Annotated in this window: 12 protein-coding genes; 7 read left to right on the forward strand and 5 right to left on the reverse strand. The window is 68.6% G+C overall.

Annotated features, from left to right (window positions below; genetic code table 11):
• Positions 1 to 123 precede the first annotated feature (123 nt).
• Positions 124 to 2,298, forward strand: coding sequence for an McrB family protein (locus tag OG524_RS02995; RefSeq protein ID WP_405392532.1), 2,175 nt, complete (start codon positions 124 to 126; stop codon positions 2,296 to 2,298).
• Entirely contained in the window at positions 2,295 to 3,503 is a 1,209-nt protein-coding gene (locus OG524_RS03000) for an McrC family protein (RefSeq protein WP_405808938.1), read from the forward strand. The genes OG524_RS02995 and OG524_RS03000 overlap by 4 nt, the downstream gene beginning before the upstream one ends.
• Positions 3,504 to 3,538: 35 nt before the next feature.
• Here OG524_RS03000 and OG524_RS03005 read toward each other — a convergent pair whose 3' ends face one another.
• Positions 3,539 to 3,865 carry a hypothetical protein gene (locus tag OG524_RS03005; RefSeq protein ID WP_405392530.1) on the reverse strand — a complete coding sequence of 109 codons (327 nt, stop codon included), beginning with the start codon at positions 3,863 to 3,865 and terminating at the stop codon, positions 3,539 to 3,541.
• 160 nt (positions 3,866 to 4,025) lie between these two features.
• On the opposite strand from OG524_RS03005, the gene OG524_RS03010 reads away from it, so the two are divergent.
• Positions 4,026 to 4,226, forward strand: coding sequence for a hypothetical protein (locus OG524_RS03010; protein ID WP_405392528.1), 201 nt, complete (start codon positions 4,026 to 4,028; stop codon positions 4,224 to 4,226).
• Positions 4,227 to 4,539: 313 nt separating this feature from the next.
• Positions 4,540 to 4,668 (forward strand): hypothetical protein, encoded by a 129-nt coding sequence (locus OG524_RS03015; RefSeq protein WP_405808941.1) that lies wholly within the window; start codon positions 4,540 to 4,542, stop codon positions 4,666 to 4,668.
• A gap of 95 nt (positions 4,669 to 4,763) precedes the next feature.
• Here the strand turns inward: OG524_RS03015 and OG524_RS03020 are convergent, their stop codons facing one another.
• Together OG524_RS03020 and OG524_RS03025 are read right to left on the reverse strand one after the other, a co-directional pair.
• Positions 4,764 to 5,102 (reverse strand): thioredoxin family protein, encoded by a 339-nt coding sequence (locus OG524_RS03020; protein ID WP_405808942.1) that lies wholly within the window; start codon positions 5,100 to 5,102, stop codon positions 4,764 to 4,766.
• A 565-nt stretch (positions 5,103 to 5,667) separates the two neighbouring features.
• On the reverse strand, positions 5,668 to 6,807 hold the full coding sequence (locus tag OG524_RS03025; protein ID WP_405392525.1) for a PucR family transcriptional regulator: 1,140 nt from the start codon (positions 6,805 to 6,807) through the stop codon (positions 5,668 to 5,670).
• Positions 6,808 to 6,893: 86 nt separating this feature from the next.
• On the opposite strand from OG524_RS03025, the gene OG524_RS03030 reads away from it, so the two are divergent.
• Both OG524_RS03030 and OG524_RS03035 read left to right on the forward strand, forming a co-directional pair.
• Positions 6,894 to 7,949 carry a ferredoxin reductase gene (locus tag OG524_RS03030; protein WP_405392524.1) on the forward strand — a complete coding sequence of 352 codons (1,056 nt, stop codon included), beginning with the start codon at positions 6,894 to 6,896 and terminating at the stop codon, positions 7,947 to 7,949.
• Positions 7,950 to 7,956: 7 nt separating this feature from the next.
• Positions 7,957 to 9,075, forward strand: a complete 1,119-nt coding sequence (locus OG524_RS03035) for a fatty acid desaturase family protein (protein ID WP_405392523.1) — start codon at positions 7,957 to 7,959, stop codon at positions 9,073 to 9,075.
• 630 nt (positions 9,076 to 9,705) lie between these two features.
• Here the strand turns inward: OG524_RS03035 and OG524_RS03040 are convergent.
• Both OG524_RS03040 and OG524_RS03045 read right to left on the reverse strand, forming a co-directional pair.
• Complete coding sequence (locus tag OG524_RS03040) at positions 9,706 to 10,281, reverse strand: adenylate kinase (RefSeq protein ID WP_405392522.1); 576 nt, start codon at positions 10,279 to 10,281, stop codon at positions 9,706 to 9,708.
• Positions 10,282 to 10,352: 71 nt separating this feature from the next.
• Positions 10,353 to 11,231: a hypothetical protein gene (locus OG524_RS03045; RefSeq protein WP_405392521.1), complete on the reverse strand. Its 879-nt coding sequence runs from the start codon at positions 11,229 to 11,231 to the stop codon at positions 10,353 to 10,355.
• A 1,264-nt stretch (positions 11,232 to 12,495) separates the two neighbouring features.
• Here OG524_RS03045 and OG524_RS03050 point away from each other — a divergent pair.
• Positions 12,496 to 14,058, forward strand: coding sequence for an FAD-dependent oxidoreductase (locus OG524_RS03050; protein ID WP_405392520.1), 1,563 nt, complete (start codon positions 12,496 to 12,498; stop codon positions 14,056 to 14,058).
• The last annotated feature ends 8 nt before the right edge of the window (positions 14,059 to 14,066 follow it).

Genomic DNA, 14,066 nt, shown 5'->3' on the forward strand with positions numbered 1-14,066 from the left:
CTAGGGTGGGCACTTCGTGACATACGAGGGGCGGGTGGAACTGTGGCGAGACGGCCGGACGGTGCTGAAGTCGCGTCGGTGGTGCAACGGATCTTCCATGGTGGGTTGCGGAGCGGGAAGTCGGTGTTCCAGCCGGATCTTGCCGTCTGGACCGACGCGACCGCCTCCGATCTGCGCGCCCGCTTCGTCGACCGGCCCGACGAATCGTCGGACACCTTCCTCGTCAAGCTTCGCCGGCAACTCACCGGTGCCCCCGACGAGACGATCGTCCTGGCCGCCGAACTGCTCTTCGTGAACATGGCTCCGCTGGTCCCCGAACAGATCGGCCTTCCGAAGAAGCTCCAGGTCCTCCGCGAGGTACTGTCCTGGGCCGACGGCCGTATGGACGTGCACCCGGACTTGGAGCCCGCCTTGAAAGGCTTCCTCCACGGTGGCCAGGGGTTCCTCAACTACCGTTGGGCGCAGTTCCAGATCCTGGTCCTCCTGGTGGAGCGACTGGCCAGGACGGATCCCTCGGAGCGGGAGGAACTCTTCTTGGACCCCTGGCGGTTCCGGGCCCTCTGTTTCGACCTCCAGGAGTCGGTCGGCCACAAGAAGGGTCGCGCCCAGATTCATGTACTGCTGTTCACGCTCTTCCCTGACACATTCCAGCCCATCGCCAGCGCCCACCACAAACACCTGATCCTGAAGGCGTTCGCGGACGAGCTTCCGAACCCCACCGGCAACGATGACAAGGACCTGCTGACGCTCAGCAGGAACCTTGAGGTCCAGATCGGCCAGTCCGTCGACTTCTACGACGAGCCCTGGGTCGGCCGCTGGCGCAAGGGCGCCGTGCAACACGAGCAGCGCGGCTGGCTGGTCCGCGGCAACAACGTGGACGGGCACGACTTCATCCCGGCGTGGCTCAGCCAGGGCTACTGCTCACTCTCCTGGAGGGAAGCGCCGAAGCTTGCCGCCGGTGCCACGAAGCAGCAAATCCGGCAGGCCGTCGCCGAGGCCATGCCCGAAGCCACCACCCAGATGCGCGGAGCAGCCGCCTACCAGCTCCACGTCTTCCTGACCGTCATGCAGCCCGGCGACCTGGTCGTAACCGTCACCCCGGACGAGGTGCATGTGGGCACCGTCCAGGGCCCGCCGGCGTACGACCCCTCCGAGGGCCTCGACAACGCCCGCCGCCGTCCGGTGCGCTGGGTCACCGCCGAACGGCCCCTCGTGCGGGCCGAACTCCCCGAGAAGGTCCAGGCGCGGTTGCCGCTGCCGCCGGCGGTGTACGACATCAGCGGCGTGGCGGCCGAGCTCGCCGAACGTGCAGGCCTGGAGGACGCGGTCACCGACGTACTCGCGGAGGTCGATGTGACCACGCCCTTGGAATTCCCGCCGGTCCCCCAGGAGCTGGCGGACGAGCTGCTCATGCCGCTGGAATGGCTGCAGGAAACCGCCGAACAGCTTCAGGACCAGCTCCAGCTGGTGCTGCACGGTCCGCCCGGCACCGGAAAGACCCACGTGGCGCGTGCGCTCGCCAGACATCTGGCGGGTCCGGACCGAGTACAGCTGGTCCAGTTCCATCCCTCTTACACGTACGAAGACTTCTTCGAGGGCTTCCGTCCCGTGAAGGGAGACAGCGGCTCGGTCATGTTCGACGTGCAGCCGGGCCCGTTCAGACTGCTGGCGGAGCGGGCGCGGAAGGACCCGGCGAACCCGTACTTCCTGATCATCGACGAGATCAACCGGGCCAACCTGGCCAAGGTCTTCGGCGAGCTGTATTTCCTGCTGGAGTACCGCGAGGAACCCATCACCGTGCAGTACAGCCCGCACGACCCGTTCCATCTGCCCGGCAACCTCTTCCTCATCGGCACGATGAACACCGCCGACCGCTCGATCGCGCTGGTCGACGCGGCGATGCGTCGCCGCTTCGCCTTCCGCCGGCTCTCCCCCGAGAAGCCACCGGTGCAGGGTCTGCTGACTCGCTGGCTGCATGCCCGCGGCCTTCCGGACACCGCCGCCCGGCTTCTGGACGAGCTCAATTCCCGCCTCGGCGACGCCGACCGCGCCATCGGCCCGTCGTACCTGATGAAGCCCGCAGTGGCTCGGCCCGGAGGCCTGGACCTCATCTGGCGCACCCAGATCCTTCCGCTTCTGGAGGATCAGCTCCACGGCACGGGCGTCGACGTCGAGGCGGAGTACGGCCTCGAATCCTTGCACTCGGCCGTCGGGTCACCGGACTCGTCGGCAGGTGTCCCGTCCCAGGCCCTCGCCCCGCCGGATCGGTCGGCAGTCCCCCCGGCCGTCCGACCGTGAACCCTGACCTCACCCTCACCGTCCGGGAGACCGGCCCTGGCTCCCCGTACGAGCTGACCGGTGACCAGGTGGCGGCCCTGGTCGCCGTGCCGGATCTTGTACGGCTGACCCCGGCGCCGGGCGGGCGCTGGAGCGTGCGTGGCAATCAGAAGGTGGGCCTGATCCGTCTGCGCACACGATCCGGCGGGGCGATCCATCTGCGTCTGCAGCCCAAACTAGGCATCAGGGACCTCCTCTTCCTTCTCTCCTATTCCTCCACCGACCCCTGGCACCCGGAGCCGGTCACAGCGGCCACGACGGACGACCTCGTTCCCGCCCTTGCCGACCTGCTGGCCCGTACCGCCCGCGGCACGCTGGTAGCTGGTGTTCTGCACGGCTACCGCGAGGTGGCTGACGACCTCCCCCTGATCAGGGGCCGCATCCGCACCACGGCCCAGCTCCGCCGCACCGGTCTGCCGCTGCCGATATCGGTCCAGTACGACGACCACACCCCCGACATCCCCGAGAACCGCATCCTGCTCGCCGCGCTGCATATGGCCGCCCACCTGCCGGGCGTCCCCCACCCGACCCGTCTGGCCCTCCGCCACCTCGCGGACCGCCTTCCCGGCGTCCGCCGCCCTCACCCCGGCGAGCCACTTCCCGCCTGGACCCGGACGCGCCTCAACGCCCGCTACGTCCCAGCCCTCAGACTGGCGGAACTGCTTCTGTCCGGCCGTTCAATACGGCCTGAGAGCGGCGCACCGACCCCGGCGGACGGTTTCCTGCTCGACCTGCCGAAGGTCTTCGAACGCTTCGTGACGGTGACACTCGGCGAGGCTCTGGCCCGCCACGGCATCCGCTGCGCTCCCCAGGACGTCCACCGCCTGGACGAGGCGCGAAGGGCCGCCTTCCGCCCTGACCTGGTCCTGTACCGCGGAGGCGGCCCGATCTCGGTGATGGACGCGAAGTACACGTTCCTCAAGGTCACGGCCCCGCCTGTGGAACACCTCTACCAACTCCTGGCCTACTGCACCGCCCTGGGCATCAGTCACGGCCACCTTATTTATGCGGCGACCAGCCCTGGCACGTCGCCCACCGACCACGTGATCCGCAGTTCCCCCGTCACGATCACCGCCCACGCCCTGAACCTGAACGAACCCCCGGCCGGGATCCTGGCGCAGGTGGCCGCCCTGGCCGCAAGAACAGCGACGGCCGCCCCCGCGTGAGTTCGCCTCACCAGGCCCCGGAGGCAGAGCAGCCCTTAATCGAGCTGCGCCGGCGCATCGTCCCAAACGTTGCCGCCGTCTGCCCAGGTCCACAACGACTGCCGCAGTGACGGCGCCGCATACCGCAGGCCGTCATGAGGGTCCTGGCCCCAGTCCGGTTCCCAGCCGTCGGCATCCCAGAGCGGCACCGGGTGCTCAACGGCTACCAGCGAGACGTACCACTCCATGGTGCAGCCGCCGCCCGTCAAGAAGACCCACGACACCGACGGCCCCTGCCCCGCCCGCTCGGCATAAACCTCCGGGGATCCGTCGCTGGGGTACGCCACGACGATCGCCGCCTCGCAGGGGATGAGCTGCGACATGAGCCTGCTGTACAGGAACGGCGCCAAGGCCTTCGCGACCGATCCGGGCCTGACCCGGGGCAAGAAGGCCAACCACCTGTGGCTGCCGCTCGCGGTCATCTAGAGCAAGGACACCCGGACCAGGCTCGGTGATGCCGCACGGAGAAGGAGCGCCTGGAGGATGGCAGTGACGGCGTCGGTGCCGTCAGCCAGGCGGATGAGGGCGCGCAGGATCTCGGAACTCCCGCACCGCCACCCGACGGTCTGTGTGGAAATTGCAGCATGGGTGTCGGGCGTGCGGTTGCGCTGCTTCCTGGACCTGCGCCAGGAACTCGACTCGGAGCACCCGGCGGCGGACGAGGTTGACCCGGTGATCGGCTGACCAGCCTTGGACGCTGCCAGAGATGGCATGGTCGGGGTTCCTCTCGCGCTCGACCACGGGCCCGACCAAGACCGGTCCAGCCATGGCGGTCACCCGGACGGCCTATGGCCTGGGTAGAAGGCATGGTGCGTGATGTGGACGCCCGGAGCCGATGCTGGCCACCCCCGTGCATGATCCTTCTCTGCAGCCGGGCTGGGCGGGTGAGCCGAAGTTATCGACAGGGTTGTTGTCCGTCGTCCATCGCGAGCTTGGCCTCCCTGCCCGGCCAAGGCGCCTGCATGGGGCAGTGTCGGACTGCCAGGGGGTGTTGGCGTTGTCCGTCGAGGCTGGCACCGTGGTGCTGCGCTCACGCCGGGGCACTGACATGGGGCTGGTCTTCCGCGAGATCGTGACCGCAGCCGGGCGGCTGCCGGACGCGACCGTGATCGACTGTGTTATGTGACCTACGAGGGTATTGCAGCCCCAAGGTGTCTCAGGCGGCGCAGCTCCTACAGACGAGACGTGACGGGCGTCGCGGCCATGTGCCGCAGCGGCCGCTCAGAGGTGGCCGTCCAGGAACGTCCGTACCTCGGTGATGGTCATGGGCCCTGTGCGGTGCGCCACCACCTCTCCCTCTTTCAGCAGGACGTAGGACGGGGCTCCGGGGATCCCGTATCGCTCGGTTGCGGCCGGGCAGCGCGTGATGTCGGCGCGGACGGCCGTCAGGCGGCCCGCGTAGTCGTCGGCGATGCCACCCACGACGAGGTCCATCACCCGGCAGGGCTCGATTGCCTTGGGCCATGTCCCGGTGAAGTATGCGAGGACCGGAACTCCGCTCATCCCGAGGATGAAATTGAACTCCGCGTCCTCACGGGGTCGGTGAACCCGCTTCGTCATGGAATCTCCTGACCTCACGTTCCGTCATTCCAATCCCATCATCCCTCGGGCGGTGTGCCAGCCCGGCCCGGCCGGTCGTCCGGTTGACCGGTCGGAAGGCAGGCACGGAGCCGTCGCGGAACCACGGTGGTCCCCGGCGCGAGCGGCCCGGCCCCCGCCCCCTGGTGCCCCGGCCTGCCGCCCCGCCGGTCACGCAGTTGCAGCCCGCCACGCGCCCGTAGGCCAGATCGCGCCAGGACAGTGCCCTCCAAGAGGGTATGAAAGCTGTTTCCCGGGGCATAGCGGCCCAGATCATCGACCAGATGCTCGATGAGCGCGTCGACGAGCAGGCCGGTGCGCATCATCCACCGGTCACCGGATCCAGTCGAGCCGTATCCGCCACCGCGCTTCTCGGAGACGGCGCCCCCGGGCTTCCCGAGACCTTGTCTGGTGTTCACATCAACCCCCGGTCTCAGCTGGCTAATACCGCTCTTCCCCTGGCCGCATGCGCCAGCTGATGACACCGAGGACGAGGCACGATTCCTGGACCGCTCGCGGACGCGGTCGTGGACCGTCGAAGTGCACGTCAGCCGACCCGAGGACCGACCGCCAGCATCAGTTCAAGGACCCGGTGCGGCGATGCGAGATCCGGAAACAGCTCCCGCAGCTGCGACATCCGGTACCGGACTGTCTGAGGATGGACGAACAACGCCGCCGCCACCTCGTCCCGCCTGCCTTGGTGGAGCAGCCACGCCCGCAACGTCTCCTCCAGCCGCCGTGCGGTCGCGACAGGCAAGGTCCGCAACGGTGCGAGCGCTCGGGCACGCAGGTCTGCGAGCGCCTCCACGTCGGCGCTCAGCACCAGCTCGGGCAGGTGGTCCTCGGTGTCGCGGATATCAGAGGAGAGGGAGCGCGCGCGTATGGCTCGTGCGTACGAGGCGGACGCACGAGTCCATGGCCGGGCCGGGCCGACCACGGCGGTGCGGTCGGTCAGTCGCCGCAAGAGATGTGATCGGTCGGCATCGGGGACGAGTAGCACACCGGTGGCGTCCGGCAGATCGTCGAGGACGAGGGTGCTCGGGTCGAGCGCGCGGTAGGCAGGCCGGGCCTGGGCGGCGGGCAGCAGGACCGCGGTCAGCGAAACCGGAGGCTGCCACCCGGCTCGTTGAACAGAGGCCAGCAGCACTTCCAGGCTCGCGTCGGCGAGGAGGTCGCGGGCCAGGTGTTCCAGGTGGCGCTCGTGGGCCCTGCCCCGGGCGGCCAGTTCGTCGGCGTGGCCCGCGGCGCTGGCGGCGGAGAGCTCGTCGATGTAGGCGAAGGTCAGCTCGGCGAACTTGGCGACCTCAGCGGCGTGCAGACCTGCGGGTACGGCACCCGCTGCCAGGCATCGCCAGGCCACGCGGGCGCCGACGCGGTAGGCGCTGAGCAGGGCATCCATCGAACGGCCGTCGCGTACCTCACCGCGGCCCAGCTCGTAGGCTGCGTCACCGGCGTCGCCGCCCGTAGCGTTCCCGCTCGCGAGGTCCAGGTAGTGCCCCAGGGCGGTGCGGACGGCTCGGCGGATGGTGCCGCCCATGCTGCCCGAAAGGGCGTTGGCGTAGGGAGGGACCTCGTCGATGATCGCCTGGACGACCTCGTCGGCGGTGGTCTTCAGTGCGGCCCGAAGTGCGGTGACCGTCGTCTCATTGAGGGCCAGTTCGCTGGCCCTCCGGGTTGCATGGTTCACGTTTTGTTCCCTGCGAACAATTCAGCCGACCAGATTTACGTTCTGCGGTCAGGACTTTACGCCTTGAGGCGCAGCAAGCTGGAGTCATGACGAGTGCAGCCCTCCGCAGCAGGGCATGGAAACTGCTGGAGATGGTCACGACGCCGCTACTGCCGTCGGACTACCTCGACCTGATCAGCCCGCTGCGTGCGGGCGCTGACCTGCGTGGGCGCATCGAGGCCGTGCACCCAGAGACGGGTGACGCCGCGACTGTCGTGATCAGGCCGGGACGGGGCTGGCGTGGCCACACGGCCGGTCAGTATGTGCGGATCGGGGTCGACGTCGACGGGGTGCGCCTGTGGCGTGCCTACTCCATCACCTCGCCGACAAACCGCCAGGACGGCCGCGTCACGATCACCGTGAAGGCGATCCCGGACGGCAGGGTCAGCAACCACCTGGTCTGCAGGGCGAAACCGGGCACGCTGATCCAGCTCGACCAGCCGACCGGTGACTTCGTGCTGCCGCAGGCCAAGCCCGCCAAGGTGCTCTACCTGACCGCCGGCAGCGGCATCACGCCCGTGATGGGCATGCTGCGCGACATCGAGTTCGACGACGTCGTCATGGTCCACTGCGCGCCACAGCCGCAAGACGTGATCTTCCGCAACGAATTGCACGACCTGGTCGAGGACAAGAAGCTGCGGCTCACCGAGGTGCACACCGACACAGACGGCATGCTCGACATCGCCCGTCTCGACGAACTCGTGCCCGACTGGGCCGAGCGCGAGACCTGGGCTTGCGGGCCCGCGGGCCTGCTCGACGCCGCTGAAGAGTACTGGAGCGAGCACGGCGTACAAGAGCGCCTCCACACCGAACGCTTCCGCCCCAGCATCGTCGTCGCCGGCGACGGCGGCGAGGTCACGTTCAGCGCCACCGGCAAGACCGTCGACGCGGACGGCGTCACGCCGTTGCTGGACATCGGCGAGGAGGCCGGCGTGCTCATGCCCTCCGGGTGCCGCATGGGCATCTGCTTCGGCTGTGTCACGCCACTCAAGGCGGGCGCCGTCCGCGACCTGCGCACCGGCGAAATCACCGAGGCCGAGCCGGGCGTCCTCATCCAGACCTGCGTGTCCGCCGCGGCGGGCCCCTGCGACATCGAACGGTAGGAGCACCTTGACCGCCATCGACCCCACCGCCCACCTGACCGCGGAGCAGATCGAGGAGCTCGGCCGCGAGCTGGACGCGATCCGCGACGAGGTGATCGCCAGCCGCGGCGAGAAGGACGCCGCCTACATCCGTAAGGTCATCTCGGCGCAGCGCAAGCTCGAGCTGGTCAGCAGGGGCGTGCTGCTGTTCTCGATCTTCCCGCCCGCGTGGCTGCTCGGCACCGCCGGTCTGTCCGTGGCGAAGATCATGGACAACATGGAGATCGGCCACAACGTCCTGCACGGCCAGTGGGACTGGATGCGGGACCCGAAGATCCACTCCACCACCTGGGAGTGGGATCACGTCTCGCCGTCCGAGCAGTGGAAGCACTCGCACAACGAGCTGCACCACACGTACACCAACGTGATCGGCAAGGACAACGACCTCGGCTACGGCATCATGCGCGTCGACGAGGACCAGAGGTGGCACCCGTTCCACCTCGGCCAGCCGCTGTGGAACTTCATCAACGCCTGCTTCTTCGAGTACGGCATCGCAGCGTACGACCTGGAGCTCGGCAGGAACCTGCGCAAGCGCCGCCGCAGGAACCCGGAGTTCCGGGCGCGGGCCAAGGCCGTGGGCCGCAAGATCCGCAAGCAGGTACTCAAGGACTACGTGATCCACCCGCTGCTGTCGGGCCCGTCGTTCCTCACAACGCTCGCCGCTACTTTCACCGCGAACCTGGTTCGCAACATCTGGTCCCATTCGGTGATCATGTGCGGGCACTTCCCCGAGGGCGTGCAGGTCTTCGAGCGCCGGTCGATCAGGGGCGAAACGCGCGGCCAGTGGTACCTGCGACAGATGATGGGCTCGGCGAACATCAGCGGCAGCAGGGCCATGCACTTCATGACCGGCAACCTGTCGCACCAGATCGAGCACCACCTGTTCCCGGACCTGCCGAGCAACCGGTACGCCGAGGTCGCGGTGAAGGTGCGCGCGCTGTTCGAAAAGTACGAGCTGGAGTACATCACCGGGCCGCTGCCCAAGCAGGTGTTCTCCGCGTGGCACAAGGTCTTCCGGCTCTCGCTGCCGAACAAGAAGCCCAAGGTCAAGACGGGGGACCGCGAGGAGGAGCTCATCGCGGCCTGATTCCCGGTAGTGGTTCAGATCTTTCGGCCGTACCGGCGGCACCGCCGGGTTCGGTGAGATCCGTTGCGGACGGTGGGCGGTGGGCGGTGGGCGGTGGGACATCAGACCGTAGGAAACGGGATCCGAGCAGCCCGGTGTCCGGCTGCGCAGCCTGGACGTGCGCCAGGAGCTCAGCACACAGCCCCCGGCGATGTGTTGTAGTGCGCTGACCTGCCGTGGTCGGGCCGTACGGACCACCCTCACGCACGGGCCGTCGAAGAGGTCAGCGAGGTGGGCATCGCGCGGGCGCGGGGAGCAGAAGGGATCACCGACAGCGCCGAGTGAGGTGTGGGGACCATCCCCGCGGGCGCGGGGAGCAGGCCTGGACCGCACACCCCCGTACCTCCAAGTCAGGACCATCCCCGCGGGCACGGGGAGCAGACCCAGTGACCTGCAGGTTTACCCGTCCCTACGTCGACTCTCAAGCACTTTCACCGATTCGGACATAGTAGAGATACTCACTATCTTCTCCGATTGACGGCACCTGGCTGCCGAACTCCACCCGGGCCCCGTCCTCAGTCGGCAACCGATCCAGCCACCGCGATCGGTGGGGCTTTCTCGGCCGGCGGTGACGTCGGCCGAGGATGTTGGTTAAGGGCCGGTGGTGTGCCGGGGCGCTTCTCGCAAGCGGCTCTCCGCCGTCCCTTTCGCTGTCTGCCTTTTCCAATGGCGAACTTCACGAGGGCCGCGGAGCCTGACGACGTTGACGCCCAGCCCGGCGGTCTCGGCGACCTGCCGGGCGTAGCGGGGGCGGTTGGCCCGGTATTTGCGGATGGCGGTGCGCAGCAGTGATCGACGGGCGAAGAATGCTGTGGCCCATGTCAGGCGTCTGGCCTGCGCGCTGTCCTCGTGGCCTGCGAGCTGGCGCAGACTGCGGCGGACGATTCGGTACAGGATCAGGGGCAGCGGGAAGTCGAGCCAGACCAGCGTGTCGGCCCGGTGCCAGACGATGTCGGCGAGCTTGGAGTAGTTGCCCTCGACGATCCATCCGCTGGTGCGGGTGATCTCTCCTGCGTGCCGGCGGAACTCCTCCAGCGGCAGCGGCCCGTCCGGGGTGAACAGAAGGTCGTCGAGGTCGGTGTGGGGCTGGTCCAGTTCTGTCGAAAGCCACCGGGCCAGGGTGGATTTCCCCGTGGCAGGTGCTCCGAACAGGGCGATCTTGCGCACGTGTGCCTCTTCCTCACAGAGAGCCGACAAGACGGCTCTCATAGCAGCCACACCCTTCTTCGTCTTCACGATCAATCCGTCCATGCCAGGTTCCCGCGCCTCCCAGGTGGAAGAACACGTCGGGCGTCTTCGAAGACGACCCGCAGGTCGTCCCGACCAGGGTCCCTGCCCGGCATGCCCGGCGGGAGCACCGGTGCCAAAGCGCGGAAGACCTCGCGCATACGGTCGTCGTCGTATCCGGCGAGCGTCTCGGTGGCCTGGAGAAGCAGCCCGCCGTCGCGCAACTTTCGCACGATGTGGAAGGCGCCGGTCGTCTCCAGGGCATGGGCCCCGCCGAGCCGGGCGGCCAGTTCGGCGGGGACGCCCGTGACCCAGGAGTAACCGCGCAGCAGAGTGCGGGATTCCTTCCGAGACTTGCGCCGGGAGCGCCCCAGGGCGGCCTCCAGGTCTGTGCCCTCGTGGAAGTTGAGATGGTCTACCCGGGCGAAGGCCGGATTGGCTCCGTCAAGAGCCACGGCCAGGAAGTCCACGAGGCTCGCGCAGAACGCGGGGTTGCCGATCCGCTCCCCGGCCCGGAGAGTCGCGAACAGTTCCGTGTGGCTGGCGCCGCCCACCTGTGTGCCGCTGACGCGTCCGAAATCGTCGACCCAGGAGTCCTCGTCCGTGGACGGCTCGTGGAAGCCCGCCGACGCGTAGAACGGCAAGGGTCGCAGCGCGTCGGCGAGCACTGACCAGTTGGCCCGCACGTCCCGAACCCGGACCTCGCGCCCGCCGCTGATCGACTCCGTGACCAGTGCCCAGGAGTCGGACAGTTCCCTCGCGTCCGCGGGAAAGAGACGGTTGATGGTGGTGCGGAACCAGTGGACGAGGAGGTCTCCGCGGTACCCGGCAGCCTGCTCGTCCAGCGTGGCCCACAGGGTCACGTCCGTGCTGGTTGTGTCGTCGTTCACGACGTCTCCTGATGCGTGTGCCGACCCGATGTTCTGTGTCGGCTCGACCCTGTATAGGGCAGAGCCGACGAGTTCGTGCGTGCTTCTGGCGGCCGGGGATCAGCCCGCCAGGAGGCCTCCAGTCATCCCGTTGACGAAGAATCCGACCGTGAACAGAACCCCGGTGAAGATGGCTGCTCCCGCACCGGCCTTCTGTGTCTCGGGAGAGACCTCGAAGCCGCCTCTCGTACCGCTCGAAGGGGTGGCCGATCCGGTCGCCCCTGGCACGGTACGGGCATTGGAGCGTCGGCAGTCCCCGGCGCAGGCTCTGGGACCGGTTCCTTTGTTGCGACGGTCGGCCTCGGGAGCGGGCTGGGCTTGGGTGTCGGGGTTTTCCGGTTGGTCCGCCCGTAGAAGCGCATGCCGGGACAGTCCGCCTTGGACCAGACGATCACCAGTCCCTCGCGGGATGCCGCCCTGCCGGGGAGCATGCTGCGGCCCCGTTCGACTTCCCGATCGTCACCCTCGGCGTCGAAATAGGCTTCCATCCCCTCGACGTACCGTGTCAGGTCCATGGGGCCGTCGTTCTTTCCGTACTCGTTGCCGGGTTTGACTTCCCAGATGTAGACCTTGTCCTTCGTCCACAGGATGACGTCTGCGGCGCCGTCGTTTCCGGTGTTGTTGCCACTCGCGCCGGGGACGGAGTTGGCTGTCGTGCCGCCGGACCCCCGTCGACGGTCACATAGCCTTCCCCTGGGCACGGCGGAGAATCGCTCGTCAGGCTCGACGCGACAGTCTTGGACTTCTGGCGCTTCAGCATGTCCGACCTGCGGACCAATACGCTGCGCTGCTACCTCGCGGAGTTCCTCGTCGCTCGTGCCGTCGGCGCCACCAGGCCCCGCGTGGAGTGGGACCCTACGACATCCTGACCCCCGAATCGATCAAGGTCGAAGTTAAGCGGAAGCTCGCAGTCACAAGGCGAGGAAAACAGCAGAGAGCGAGACTCCCAGACATCACTCTCCATCACCTCCTCAGGCCGTGAACACGCCTCGGCTGACGAATACGCGCCGCCTCAACATGCGCGCCTACCAGTCCAAGGTCGTGACCGTTTGACCGCCCGGCCACCTGATCGAGCCGATCGAGGACCGGCCGGGACACCGGCGGGGCGGGAGAGGTAGCTGAGGAGGAGCGCGGATGGCCCAATTCCCGTCCCTTCTCGCAGGGTTGGCTCCTTGACACCGCGGCGTCTTTTTGGCCTTCTCGGCCCTCGGTCATAGTCGGCGTCATGGACTATGACGTAGTGGTGGCCGGAGGCGGCCCGGTCGGACTGATGCTGGCCTGCGAGCTCCGGCTCGGAGGCGCGCGGGTGGCCGTCCTGGAGCGTCTCACCGAAGTGAACCCGACGGTCAAGGGCGGGGCGATCACCACGCCCAGCGCCGAGGCGCTCTACCGTCGGGGCATGCTGCCCGCGCTGGCCGAGGTGCAGCGGCAGGCGATGGACCGCTTCCAGGCGTTCATGCGCGAGCGGAACGGCGGGGAAGGAGGCGGGGCCGCAGGCCAAGGGCTCGGGTTCGTCGGGCACTTCGCCGGGATCATGCTGCGCGCCGACCTGGTCGACCGTACGGAGCCGGGCTTCGGCGACGCCGGACCCGCCGCGGAGATCGCTCTTGTGGCGCAGCAGGACATCGAGCGGCTGCTCGGCGGGTGGGCGGACGAGCTCGGCGTCGATGTGCGCCGGGGAGTGGAGTTGACCGGCTTCGACGCGGACGGCGGGGCCGTCACCGTGCGGACGAGCAACGGGGCGATACGCGCCGGCTGGCTCGTGGGTTGCGACGGGGGCCGCAGCGTGGTCCGCAAGCTCGCGGGGTTCGCATTTCCGGGTACGGACCCGGAAATCACCTGTCACCAGGCGGTCGTGGAGATGACCGGCGCCGAGGACCTGAAGGTCGGCTGGACCGCCACGGACATCGGGGTGTACGCCTACGGGCCGATGCCGGGCCGCGTCGTCACGGTGGAGTTCGACGGCCCGCCGGCCGACCGGGACGCGCCGGTCACCATCGAGGACCTTCAGGCGAGGCTGCGCCGCGTCTCCGGCGTGGACGTCACGATCACCGGGGTGCGGACCGCGACCCGCTTCACCGATCACGCACGCCAGGTCACCGAGTACCGCAAGGGGCGGGTGCTGCTGGCGGGCGATGCGGCGCACGTGCACTCCGCGTTCGGAAGTCAGGGGCTGAGCCTGGGTATCGGGGACGCGATGAACCTCGGCTGGAAGCTCGCCGCGGTGATCGGCGGCCGGGCGCCGGAAGGGCTGCTGGACACGTACACCTCCGAGCGGCACCCGGTCGGTGCGTGGGTCCTTGACTGGACCCGTTCCCAGGTCGCAGCCATGCGCCCGGACCCGCAGTCCCGGGCCCTGCGCGAGATCGTCGGCGACCTGGCGGGGACGGTCGTGGGCACCACGTACCTCACCGCGCGGCTCAACGGTGCCGGGGTGCGGTACGAGCTGCCGGGCGAGCACCCGCTGACCGGCCGCAGCACCCCGGACCTCGAACTCACCGACGGCAGCCGCCTCGCGGACCACCTCCACGGGGGCCGGGCGCTCCTGCTCGACCTCACCGACGACCCGGAGCTCCGGGCCCTCGCTGCGGGGTATGCCGGCCGCGTCGACACCCTGACAGCCGCCTGCCCGTCCCGCCCGGAACTGGCGGCGGTCCTCGTCCGTCCTGACGGCTTCACGGCCTGGGCGGCCGACACAGGGGCGCAGGCGCCGACGTCGACGGCCGGTCTGGCGGAGGCCCTGGGGGACTGGTTCGGAGTTCCAGAGGGTGCGATGGCGCCGGTCTGATCCGCCGC

This window comes from Streptomyces sp. NBC_01520, assembly GCF_045040375.1.
Classification (GTDB): domain Bacteria; phylum Actinomycetota; class Actinomycetes; order Streptomycetales; family Streptomycetaceae; genus Streptomyces.